Consider the following 11,244-nt stretch of genomic DNA (forward strand, 5'->3'; position numbering starts at 1 on the left):
GGTGGTTTCAGTCACGTAGGTTCCTTTGGATGAGGCCACAAGGCCTGATGTCCGGAGAGATCCGGATCGCATAAAGGCTTGCCCGTATCCGACGGGCGGCTTGAATGGCACTGCTACTTGTCACTGTCGGGGAGTTTCGCACTCGACTCCGACTCATCCACTGTAACACCAGAGAGTCATCCGGCATTCCCCGTGGGTTCATGTCAAGAGAGTTCTCAGAGGGTGTGCGCGCCCTCGGTGTCGACGTCCAGCTCGTGCACCGTCCAGCCCTCCGGAGCACGGTCGGCGAGGCCCCGGGCGAACGACAGGACGGTGGGTCCGGCCCCCGAGATGATCGTCGGAATGCCCTCGACTCGCAGCTGTCGCAGGAGCTTGTAGGACTCGGGCATCGCGTCGGCCCGGTACGTCTGGTGGATCCGGTCCTCGGTCGCCCAGATGAGCCGCTCGGGCGCCGTGGTGAGCGCCGCGACCAGCAACGCGGCACGGCCGGCGTTGACCGCCGCGTCACGATGCGGCACGGTCTCGGGCAGCAGGCCGCGAGCCTTCTCGGTCGACACCGCCTCGGGCGGGACGAATGCCGTGACCTCGACCGCGGTGTCGAGCCGCTCCACCTCGGCGGCGGCCCCATCGATCCACGCGATCGTCAGCCCGCCGAACATCGCGGCAGCGACGTTGTCGGGATGACCCTCCAGGTCGACCGCGAGCTGGAACGCCGCCCGGTCGTCGAGCCGGGACGCGCTGCCCTCGACGAGCGCGCGGGCCAGCATGATGCCGCCGACGATCGCCGCGGCCGACGAGCCCAGGCCGCGGCCGTGCGGGATCGCGTTGACGCATTCGAGACGCAAGCCGGTGGGCCGTTCGCCCAGCAGGTCGAACGTCGCGGTCATCGCCGTGACGACCAGGTGGTCGCTGGTCCTCGGGACGTCCAGGGCGCCTTCACCGGAGACCTCGATGTCGAGCCCGGGGGTGTCCGTCACCTCGGCCGTGATCTCGTCGTACAGCGTCAGGGCGAGACCCAGGGCGTCGAAGCCGGGCCCGAGGTTGGCGCTGGAGGCCGGCGTACGCACCGTGACGGGGCCGGCGACGAACGTCATACGAGTCCGGCGACCTCGGCCGCCGCGTGCACGTCGACATCGATGACCGAGTCGACGATCGAGTCGATGCCGGAGAGCGCCGTCTCGGTGTCCTTGAGGCCGTGGCCCGTGACCGTGATCGCGATCGTCGAACCCGGCTCGACGGAGCCGGCGGACTTGAGCAGCCCGGCGACGCCGGCAGCGGAGGCCGGCTCGACGAAGACGCCTTCGCGTGAGGCCAGCTCACGCTGGGCGCTGAGGATCTCGTCGTCCGTGACGGCCTCGATACGGCCCCGCGAGTCGTCCCGGGCCGCGACGGCAAGCTGCCACGACGCGGGATTGCCGACGCGGATCGCGGTGGCGAGGGTCTCGGGGTGCTCGACCGGGTGGCCCAGCACGATCGGCGCGGCGCCCTCGGCCTGGAAGCCCCACATCGACGGCGTCTTCTGGGCGATGCCGGCCTCGGCGTACTCCTGGTAGCCCAGCCAGTAGGCCGAGATGTTGCCGGCGTTGCCGACCGGCAGGACGTGCAGGTCGGGCGCCTTGCCGAGGGCGTCGACGATCTCGAACGACGCGGTCTTCTGGCCCTGAAGGCGCACGGGGTTGACCGAGTTGACCAGGGCGACGGGGTACTGGTCGGCGAGGTCGCGGGCGACCTGCAGGCACTGGTCGAACCCGCCGCGCAGCTGGATGACGGTGGCACCGTGCATGACGGCCTGCGCCATCTTGCCGGCGGCGATCTTGCCGTGTGGCACCAGGACGATCGGAGTCAGGCCCGCGCGGGCAGCGTATGCCGTCATGGAGGCCGAGGTGTTGCCGGTCGACGCGCAGACGACGGCCTTGGCGCCCGCGCCCGCGGCGACGGAGATCGCGGCGGTCATGCCGCGATCCTTGAACGAGCCGGTCGGGTTGTCGCCCTCGACCTTGAGCCACACCTCACCGCGGACGATGCCGGACAGCCACGCGGAGTGGACGAGCGGAGTGCCGCCCTCACCGAGGGTGATGACCGGTGTCTCGGGGGTCACCGGGAGCCACTCGCGATACTCCTCGATCACGCCACGCCACAGGTGAGCCATCAGGATCCTCCCTCGACGCGCATCACGGACGTCACGTCGCGAACCATGTCGAGGCCCCGGAGCGAGGCCACCGTTGCCGACAGTGCGGCGTCGTCCGCCTCATGCGTCACGATGACGAGCTGGGCGTCATCGCCGCTGCCCTCCTGGCGCACCGTGCGGATCGAGACGCCGAACTCGGCGAACGCGCCCGCGACCGAGGCGAGCACGCCCGCGCGGTCGTCGACGTCGATCGACACGTGGTAGCGGGTGCGGGCCCGGCCGATGTCGAGCACCTCGAGCTGCGCGTGGGTCGACTCGCCGGGACCGAAGACGTTGCTGCGCCGGTTGCGGGCGACAGACACGACGTCGCCGAGCACCGCGCTCGCCGTGGGCGCGCCACCGGCACCGGGCCCGTAGAACATGAGCTGACCGGCGGCCTCGCTCTCGACGAACACCGCGTTGTAGGCGCCGTGGACGGATGCCAACGGGTGCGAGAGAGGGATCATCGCCGGGTGCACACGGGCGGACACCGCGGGCCCGTCGGGTGTCTCGCGCTTCTCGCAGATCGCGAGGAGCTTGACGACGCAACCCATCTCGGCCGCGGAGCGTACGTCTGCCGCCGTGACGTCGGTGATGCCCTCGCGGTGGACGTCGCCGATCACCACGCGGGTGTGGAACGCGAGACCGGCGAGGATCGCCGCCTTGGACGCCGCGTCGAATCCCTCGATGTCGGCGGTCGGGTCGGCCTCGGCGTAGCCCAGCCGCTGGGCCTCGTCGAGCGCCTCGGAGAAGCCCTGGCCGGTCGTGGTCATGGCGTCGAGGATGAAGTTGGTCGTGCCGTTGACGATGCCGAGCACGCGCTGCACCCGGTCACCTGCGAGCGACTCGCGCAGCGGCCTGACGATCGGAATGGCGCCGGCGACGGCGGCCTCGAAGTAGAGGTCGCGCTCGGCCTTGAGCGCGGCCTCGAACAATGTCGCGCCGTCCTCGGCGAGCAGCGCCTTGTTGGCGGTCACGACCGAGGCGCCGTTGTCCAGGGCGGACAGGATCAGCTCGCGAGCGGGCTCGATGCCGCCGATGACCTCGATCACGACATCGATGTCGCCGCGACCGACCAGGCCGGTGGCGTCGGTCGTGAAGAGCTCAGCCGGTACGTCGAGATCGCGTTCGCGGCCCAGCCGGCGTACGGCGATGCCGACGAGCTCGAGCGGGGCGCCGACGCGCTGGGCCAGCTCATCTGCGTCGCTCGTGAGCAACCGGGCAACTTCCGTGCCGACGACTCCGCAGCCCAACAGGGCAACGCGGAGCGGGCGACCGGGGGACCACGAGGATTCGCTCACCGGTCAAGGGTATCGGCGCGGGGCCCGGACGGGTGACGCGGTTCGTCCCGTGGTCCCATAGCCGTTCGGGACGTGAATCGTTGATAACCCTGAACGCTACGCCCGACGCCCTGAAAGGCTGAACAGTGCATTTTCCCCGCCTGAAGCGTGATCGCACGATTCTCACGATCCTCTTCGGGGCATCGGCCGTGCTTTTCGTCGTCGCCTTCGTGCTGTGGCGCGGGAGCACGTCGGACGACGGCGCTTCTCGGTCAGCCGGATCGGCGCAGGTCGTCAGTCAGCCCAACACCTCGGCCGGCGAGACGGCGGCGGAGCAAGCCGCACGGCTGGCACTCCAGGCGGGCCAGCCGCTGGGCGGTGGTGGAGCGTTGATCATCACCGGCCCCGACGACGGCCTCGAGCACGTCGTGACGGTCTCGGTCTCGGCGGACGCTGCGGGCAGCGATATCGGCTACCTGCTGCGTGACGGCACCGAGGTCGTCAAGCGCGGGGCGCCGGCCGCGTTCAGCGTGTCGAAGACGCTTAGCGGACCTCGCCCGCTCGCCGCCATTGCGGTCAAGGTGCGTGGCGCCGCGACACGTGCCACGTGCACGGTTTCGATCGACGGCGTCAAGCAGCGGACGTACACCGCGCGCGGCACCAACGAGCTCGTGATGTGCATGGGCTGATCTTCGATCGGTGCCTCAGTCGATCCGGGTGGCCAGCGCGACCGCGAACATTCCGACGACGCTCGCCAGGCCGAAGACCAGGATGTAGCCGGTCAGCTCGTGCGTCTGCAGCATGACGGCGAACACGACGCTGCCGATCGCGAGCACCAGCGACTGGACGACGGCGTCACTGGTCTGCATCGCGGCGCTGTTGGCACCCTGTTCGCCGGGAGCCGAGTGGTCCAGAAGCAGGACGCCGAGGGTCGACGCGGCCAGGCCCATGCCAAGTCCGCCGACGCTCCAGAGCCCCGCGATGACGAGCACGGGTATGCCGTCGGTGAGGGTGAGGAATCCCGAGCCGGTGCCGAGCAGCACGAATCCCGTGCCGAGCCGCACCCGCAACGTCTTGGACGCCAGCGCCGGCACGTTGGCCGCGATCCACGACCCGCTGAACCACAGGACCGCCGCGCTGGTGAGCAGCAACCCGGCCTGCGACACGTTCAGGCCACGGTTCTCGACGAGGGACAGCGGCACGTACGTCTCGGCGCCGAAGAACCCGGCAGAGAGCAGGCTGCGGGTCGCGATGACGCTCGGCAGGCCGCGGTGTCCACGCCACGTGCCCCTGGGCAGGAGCCTCGGGGCGTACGCGACGATTAGGGCGAGCGCCACGATCAGCAGGACGGGCCACCAGCCGACGCCACGCTGACCGGCGACGCTCACCGTGAGGATGCCGCCGGCGGTGAGCGAGGCCCACCAGAGCCGGCGACGGTCCGAGCCGACTGCGGGGTTGCCGTCGAGGCGGCCGAGCGCCTCCCAGATCAGCAGGAGCGACCCGATCGCGATCAGCGGGACGCTGAGGAACACCCAGCGCCAGCCGATGTGGTCGGCGATGAACCCGGCGATGACCGGTCCCACCAGTGCCGGCAGCACCCACGCGCTGGTCATGACCGTGAAGACCCGCGCGCGCATGTGCTCGGGGAACACCTTGCCGATGACGACATAGAGCCCGACACCGACGAAGCCCATGCCGAGCCCCTGCACGGCGCGCCCCACGAGGAACACCTCCATCGTCGGCGCGAGACCCGAGACGAGCAGGCCGGCCGCGAAGATCCCGACTCCGGCGCGCAGGGCGAGCCCGGGTCCTCGGCGGTCCATCAACGGCCCGGCGATCGTCATCGAGACCACGGCGACGGCCGTGGGCGCGGCGAACGTGAGGGCGTACAGGCCGAGGCCGTCCAGCTCGTCGGCCACGACCGGCATGACCGTCATCACCGCCAGGGACTCGAATGCCACGAGGAATGCCAGCGAGAAGATCCCCGCGACGACGCGGCCGTGGGGCCCGAGCCACAACCGCTCGGACGTGGAGGCCGGTGCGGTCACAGGAGTGCGTCCGGCACGAGGACGACCTTGCCGTACGTCTTCCGGCCCTCCAGCGCCCGATGGGCGCCGGCCGCGTCGGCCAGGGGGAAGACCGAGTCGACGAGCGGCACGCGGCTGCCGTCTGCGGCCCGGGCGAGTGCCTCGGCCTCCAGCGAGCGCAGGCCGCCCGGGCGCGCCAGCATCTGCGGCCCGAGCAGCATCTTCACGGTTCTGGCCGGGTCGTCGTACGTCGCCGGTTCGTCCGTGAACCAGCCGTACTGCATCAGGCGTCCACCGGGGGCGAGCAGGTTGAAGGCCGAGTCGGCGGTCTTGCCGCCGACGCCGTCGAAGACCAGGGTCGCCAGGTCGCCGCCGAGCTCGCGGCGGACGACGTCGTCCCAGCCGTCGATGCGGTAGTCGACCGCCAGGTCGGCACCCTGCGCGCGGGCGATCGCGACCTTCTGTTCGCCTCCGGCCAGCCCGACGACCTTGGCTCCCACGTCCTTGGCGGCCTGGATCAGCAGGACGCCGAGCCCCCCGGCGGCGGACGTCACCACCACGATGTCGTCGGCCTCGACCGGCGACTGGTCCAGGATGCCGGCGGCGGTGCGACCGGTGCCGATCGCGGCGACCGCCACGGCGTAGGGCATTCCGTCGGGCACCTCGTGGAGGCTCGCCACCGCCGCGAGCGCCTGCTCGGCATATCCACCGCTGGCCATGCCGAGATGCGCCACCACCCGCTTGCCGGACCACGACGGGTCCACGCCGGGGTCGATCGCGTCGATCCGGCCGGCGACCTCGCGCCCCGGCGTCATCGGCAGCTGGAGCGGCTGGTGCACAGCGCTGGTGAAGCCCGAGCGGAGCGAGGTGTCGAGGTAGTGGACGCCGCTCGCGCGGACCGCGATGCGTACCTGCCCCTCCCCCGGCTCGAGGTCCGGGACCACCTCATACCGGAGAACCTCGGGCCCACCGAGCTCGTACTGCCTGATCGCGTGCATGCTGCTCCTTCGTCGTCGGTGGGGACAGTCCACAACCTCAACTGCAGTTGAGGTCAAGCGGCGATCGAGGATGAACCCCAAGTATGGTTGAGGTCATGACGATCTCGAAGCATCAGCCGCTGACCCCTGGCGAGGTCGCCGAGCGAGCCGGGGTGGCGGTGTCGGCGCTGCACTTCTACGAGCGCGAAGGCCTCATCGAGAGCGATCGGACCGCGGGCAACCAGCGTCGTTACCACCGCGACGTGCTGCGCAGGATCGCGTTCATCCGGGTGTCCCAGGGACTCGGGATCAGTCTTGCCGAGATCCGCGAAGCCCTCGAGTCGCTCCCCCACGACAAGGTGCCGACCAAGGCGGACTGGGCGCGGCTCTCCCAACGCTGGCGGGCCGACCTCGACTCCCGCATCGACCAGCTGCAACGACTCCGCGACAACCTCGACGGCTGCATCGGCTGCGGGTGCCTGTCCCTCAAGAGCTGCTCGCTCTACAACCCGGAGGACTGGCTCGCCAGCACCGGCCCCGGACCGAGACGCCTGATGCGGCGCTGACGCCTCAGCCGATGTCGAGGGCGAGCAGGTCGTCCTCGGTCTCGCGACGCACGATGACCCGCGCCTCGCCCTCGCGCACGGCGACGACCGCGGCACGGGGTACGTGGTTGTAGTTGCTCGCCAGGGACCGGCAGTAGGCCCCCGTGCCGGGCACGGCGAGCAGGTCGCCGGCCTCGACGTCGCCGGGCAGGAACTCGTCCTTGACCACGATGTCGCCGGACTCGCAGTGCTTGCCGACGACGCGACTGAGCAGCGCAGGGGCCTCCGAGGCGCGTGACGCGAGCGTGCAGGAGTAGTCGGCACCGTAGAGCGCCGGCCGGATGTTGTCGCTCATGCCCCCGTCGACCGAGATGTAGCGCCTGTACGCACCGCCGTCGAGCTCCACGGACTTGGTCGTGCCGACCTCGTACAGCGTGAACGTCGACGGGCCGGCGATCGCGCGGCCGGGCTCGATCGACAGGTGGGGCACGTCGATGCCGATCACGGCGCACTCGTCGTCGACGATCTTGAGCATCCCGCGGGCCAGGTCCTCCGGCGTCGACGGATCGTCCTGGGTCGTGTAGGCGATGCCGAAGCCGCCACCGAGGTCGAACTCCGGCAGCGCGACGCCGAGCTCCTTGGCTATCTCGGCGTGAAGGCGCAGGACCCGGCGGGCAGCGACCTCGAAGCCGTCGGTGACGAAGATCTGCGAGCCGATGTGCGAGTGCAGGCCGCGCAGCTCGAGCCCCGGCTCGGCGAGCACCCGGCGTACGGCGTCGAGCGCGTCACCACCGGCGATCGAGAAGCCGAACTTCTGGTCCTCGTGCGACGTCGAGATGTATTCGTGGGTGTGCGCCTCGACTCCCGCGGTGACCCGGATCATGACGGAGGCACGCTTGCCGAGCTCGGCGGTCAGGTCACGCAGCCGCTCGATCTCCTCGAGCGAGTCGATGATGATGCGGCCGACACCGGCCTCGAGCGCGCGCCGCAGCTCCGCAACGGACTTGTTGTTGCCGTGCAGGCCGATGCGCTCGGGCGGGAACTCGGCCTTGAGCGCCACCGCGAGCTCACCCCCGGTGCACACGTCGAGGTTGAGCCCCTCCTCGGCGATCCAGCGAGCGGTCGCGACACAGAGGAACGCCTTGCCGGCGTAGTAGACGTCGGCGTCGGGGAACGCCTCCTTGAAGCCGCGGGCCCGGCGCCGGAAGTCGTCCTCGTCGACGACGTAGGTCGGGGTGCCGAACTCGGCGGCGAGGTCGATGACCGACTCCCCCGCGACCGTCAGCACGCCGTCGACCTTGGAGACCGACGAGGCCCACAGGTGCGGCACGAGCTCGTTGGGGTCCTCAGGCATACGCAGCCACGCCGGTCCGCGGTCGCCGGACTGGCCGTGCAGGGCTCCTGCCTCGTGCGACCGCATCACATACGCTCCGGGGCGTTGACGCCCAGCAGGCCGAGGCCGTTGGCGATGACCTGCCGCGTCGCCGCGACCAGCATCAGCCGGGCCCGGTGCAGGTCGTTGGGCTCCTCGTCGCCCTTGGGCAGCACGTGCGCGACGTCGTAGAACTTGTGGAACGCCGCCGCGGTGTCCTCGAGGTAGCGCGCGACGCGGTGCGGCTCGCGCAGCTCGGCGGCGCGCGCGACGATCCGCGGGTAGTCGGCGAGCGCCCGCAGCAGGGCGCCCTCCTGCTCGACCGACAGCAGCGACGGGTCGAACGTCGACGCGTCGATCACGACGCCGAGGTCGACCGCGTTGCGGATGATCGACGACAGCCGCGCGTGGGCGTACTGGACGTAGTAGACCGGGTTGTCACTGTCCTGCTTGGCCCACAGGTCGAGGTCGAGGTCGATCGTGGAGTCCGTCGAGTAGCGCGCGAGGGCATAGCGGGCGGCGTCGACCCCGATCGACTCGACGAGGTCCTCCAGTGTGATCACGGTGCCGGCCCGCTTGCTCATGCGCAGCGGCTCGCCGTCGCGTACGAGGTTGACCAGCTGGCCGATCAGCAGCTCGAGGTTGACGCCGGGGGTGTCGCCGAATGCCGCGCACATCGCCAGCATCCGAGAGACGTAGCCGTGGTGGTCGGCGCCGAGCATGATGAGACAGCGGTCGAAGCCGCGCTCGCGCTTGTTGAGGTAGTAGGCGAGGTCGCCCGAGATGTAGGACGGCTGGCCGTCGGACTTGATGACGACACGGTCCTTGTCGTCGCCGAAGTCGGACGTACGCAGCCAGGTCGCGTCGTCCTGCTCGTACATCATGCCGAGCTCGCGGAGCCGCGCGATGGCGCGCTCGACGGCGCCGGACTCGTGCAGGTCGTTCTCGTGGAAGTAGACGTCGAAGTCGACGCCGAACTCGTGCAGGCTCTTCTTGATCTCGGTGAACATCAGGTCGACGCCCTCAGCCCGGAACGTCTCGAGCGCCTCGGCCTCGGGCAGCGTCAGGACGTCCGGGTGCTTGGCGACGACGGTCGCGGCGATGTCGGAGATGTACTGGCCGCCGTAGCCGTCCTCCGGCGCCTCGTCGCCGCGCGCGTTGGCCAGCAGCGAGCGGGAATAGCGATCGATCTGCATCCCGTGGTCGTTGAAGTAGTACTCCCGCGTGACCTCGGCGCCGATCGCCGTCAGGATGCGGCCCAGCGAGTCTCCGACCGCGGCCCACCGGACGCCGCCGATGTGGATCGGGCCGGTCGGATTGGCGCTGACGAACTCGAGGTTGACCTTCTGTCCTGCATACAGGTCGCTCGTGCCGTACGCCTGACCGGCCGCGACGATCTGGGGCGCGAGCGCGCCCTGGGCGCCGGCCTCGACGCGGATGTTGAGGAAGCCCGGGCCGGCGATCTCGGCGCTCGCGATGCCGTCGGAAGCACCGAGCTGATCGGCCAGGAGCTGGGCGAAGTCACGGGGGTTCATGCCGGCCTTCTTGGCCAGGCGCAACGCGATGTTGGTGGCGTAGTCGCCGTGCTCCTTGACCTTGGGGCGCTCGACGAGCACCTCTGCCGGCACCCCGTCGGGCAGCGTGATCGTCCCCGCCTCGCTGAGCGAGGTGAGGGCACCGACGATGGCCGTGGAGAGCTGCTCGGGAGTCACCGCACAAGCCTATCGGCCACCGCTCACAGCCCATAAACGTGGACGACCCGCAGGGCTGCACTCGCCTCCGGGGAGTAGGAGCGCGGTCGAGTGGACAACTCGACGCCCTGCGGGTCGGGTGGCTGCGGGGATTCGCTGCCACTAGCTGAGCCATGCGGCTAGCGGACAGCCACCTCACAAGTCCAAGAGCTATTCATATCCTCGAACCACCTCCAATCCGTGTACAGCAACGGTACGTCCCGGGGTGGCACCACTCAAGGACCTCGTTCAGGCGTCGCCCCGATTCTTCGTGTGGTCGATGGCTTCCTGAACCGTCTCGATCAGCCCGTCGGGGTCGAACGGCTTGGTCACGTATGCGTCGACGCCGGCCTGGGTGGCGCGCTGGATGTCGGCCGGATGTCCCTGCGTCGTGACCATCACGATCGCGATGTGCCGGGTCCTGGGATCGGCTCGGATTGCAGCGACGGTCGCGATGCCGTCGAGCCGGGGCATCATGACGTCGACCGTGATGGCGTCGGGCAGGACCTCGGACGTACGCAGGAACTCGAGGCAATCGGCACCGTCGACTGCCTCATCGACATCGAATCCAGCGAGCTCCATGTTGGTCCGGATGAGGAATCTGATCGAGGCGGTGTCATCGACGACAAGCACTCTGGGCACCCGCAACACGGTAGTCCCTGTGGGGTAGGCTCACACCGCAGTTGGCCGTATTTGGCCCCCGTAGCTCAGGGGATAGAGCGCCGCCCTCCGGAGGCGGAAGCGCAGGTTCGAATCCTGCCGGGGGCGCACAGCAAAACGTCGGCTCAAGTCGTCACTCCCCGGCGTTCAGGATTCGGGGAGGAGGGCGCTCAGCGCCCGACGGAGTCCTGCCGGGGGCGCCAGCTGAAACGCGAGCTCATCTCGCAACTCCCCGGCGTTCAGGATTCGGGAGGAGGGCGCTCAGCGCCCGACGGAGTCCTGCCGGGGGCGCTGTCTTTTCCGAGCGCCGAACGCGATGATCTGCAAATCGTCACGAATCGCGGCATCAACGCACCGCTTCGCCGTAGCGGCGGCTCAACACCTTCATCCGCTCGACGAGCTCCGGCGGTTCCTCGACCCGGATGTCCATGTCCAGCAGGCCGACGTAGACCGCCATCGTCGCCACGCTGTCGGCGCCGGTGATGA

The 11,244-nt window shown here is 69.8% G+C and carries 10 protein-coding genes and 1 tRNA gene; 3 read left to right on the forward strand and 8 right to left on the reverse strand.

Features of this window, described 5'->3' with window-relative positions:
* Nucleotides 1-215: 215 nt before the first annotated feature.
* The 3 genes from thrB to V6M46_RS08530 are packed head-to-tail and all read right to left on the reverse strand — an operon-like array spanning nt 216 to nt 3,468.
* Entirely contained in the window at nt 216-1,094 is an 879-nt protein-coding gene (thrB, locus tag V6M46_RS08520) for a homoserine kinase (RefSeq protein ID WP_332663756.1), read from the reverse strand.
* On the reverse strand, nt 1,091-2,149 hold the full coding sequence (gene thrC, locus V6M46_RS08525; RefSeq protein ID WP_442880477.1) for a threonine synthase: 1,059 nt from the start codon (nt 2,147-2,149) through the stop codon (nt 1,091-1,093). Before thrC ends, thrB begins: the two co-directional genes overlap by 4 nt.
* Nucleotides 2,149-3,468 carry a homoserine dehydrogenase gene (locus tag V6M46_RS08530; protein WP_332663758.1) on the reverse strand — a complete coding sequence of 440 codons (1,320 nt, stop codon included), beginning with the start codon at nt 3,466-3,468 and terminating at the stop codon, nt 2,149-2,151. Before V6M46_RS08530 ends, thrC begins: the two co-directional genes overlap by 1 nt.
* 125 nt (nt 3,469-3,593) lie before the next feature.
* Here V6M46_RS08530 and V6M46_RS08535 point away from each other — a divergent pair, with 125 nt between their 5' ends.
* Complete coding sequence (locus V6M46_RS08535) at nt 3,594-4,136, forward strand: hypothetical protein (RefSeq protein WP_332663760.1); 543 nt, start codon at nt 3,594-3,596, stop codon at nt 4,134-4,136.
* A gap of 15 nt (nt 4,137-4,151) precedes the next feature.
* Here V6M46_RS08535 and V6M46_RS08540 read toward each other — a convergent pair whose 3' ends face one another.
* Both V6M46_RS08540 and V6M46_RS08545 read right to left on the reverse strand, forming a co-directional pair.
* Entirely contained in the window at nt 4,152-5,495 is a 1,344-nt protein-coding gene (locus V6M46_RS08540; protein WP_332663762.1) for an MFS transporter, read from the reverse strand.
* A complete protein-coding gene (locus V6M46_RS08545; protein WP_332663764.1) occupies nt 5,492-6,472 on the reverse strand; it encodes a zinc-binding dehydrogenase in 981 nt (326 codons plus the stop codon). The genes V6M46_RS08540 and V6M46_RS08545 overlap by 4 nt, the downstream gene beginning before the upstream one ends.
* Nucleotides 6,473-6,567: 95 nt before the next feature.
* On the opposite strand from V6M46_RS08545, the gene soxR reads away from it, so the two are divergent.
* On the forward strand, nt 6,568-7,017 hold the full coding sequence (gene soxR / locus V6M46_RS08550) for a redox-sensitive transcriptional activator SoxR (RefSeq protein ID WP_332663766.1): 450 nt from the start codon (nt 6,568-6,570) through the stop codon (nt 7,015-7,017).
* Nucleotides 7,018-7,021: 4 nt separating this feature from the next.
* Here soxR and lysA read toward each other — a convergent pair whose 3' ends face one another.
* From lysA to V6M46_RS08565, 3 genes are all read right to left on the reverse strand, one after another.
* Nucleotides 7,022-8,419 (reverse strand): diaminopimelate decarboxylase, encoded by a 1,398-nt coding sequence (gene lysA / locus V6M46_RS08555; RefSeq protein WP_442880478.1) that lies wholly within the window; start codon nt 8,417-8,419, stop codon nt 7,022-7,024.
* Nucleotides 8,416-10,080, reverse strand: coding sequence for an arginine--tRNA ligase (gene argS, locus V6M46_RS08560; protein WP_332663770.1), 1,665 nt, complete (start codon nt 10,078-10,080; stop codon nt 8,416-8,418). The genes lysA and argS overlap by 4 nt, the downstream gene beginning before the upstream one ends.
* Before the next feature lie 267 nt (nt 10,081-10,347).
* Entirely contained in the window at nt 10,348-10,740 is a 393-nt protein-coding gene (locus V6M46_RS08565; protein WP_332663773.1) for a response regulator, read from the reverse strand.
* A 54-nt stretch (nt 10,741-10,794) separates the two neighbouring features.
* On the opposite strand from V6M46_RS08565, the gene V6M46_RS08570 reads away from it, so the two are divergent.
* A tRNA-Arg gene (locus tag V6M46_RS08570) sits at nt 10,795-10,866 on the forward strand.
* The last annotated feature ends 378 nt before the right edge of the window (nt 10,867-11,244 follow it).

Origin of the sequence: Aeromicrobium sp. (genome assembly GCF_036676885.1) — a bacterium.
Taxonomy (GTDB): Bacteria; Actinomycetota; Actinomycetes; order Propionibacteriales; family Nocardioidaceae; genus Aeromicrobium.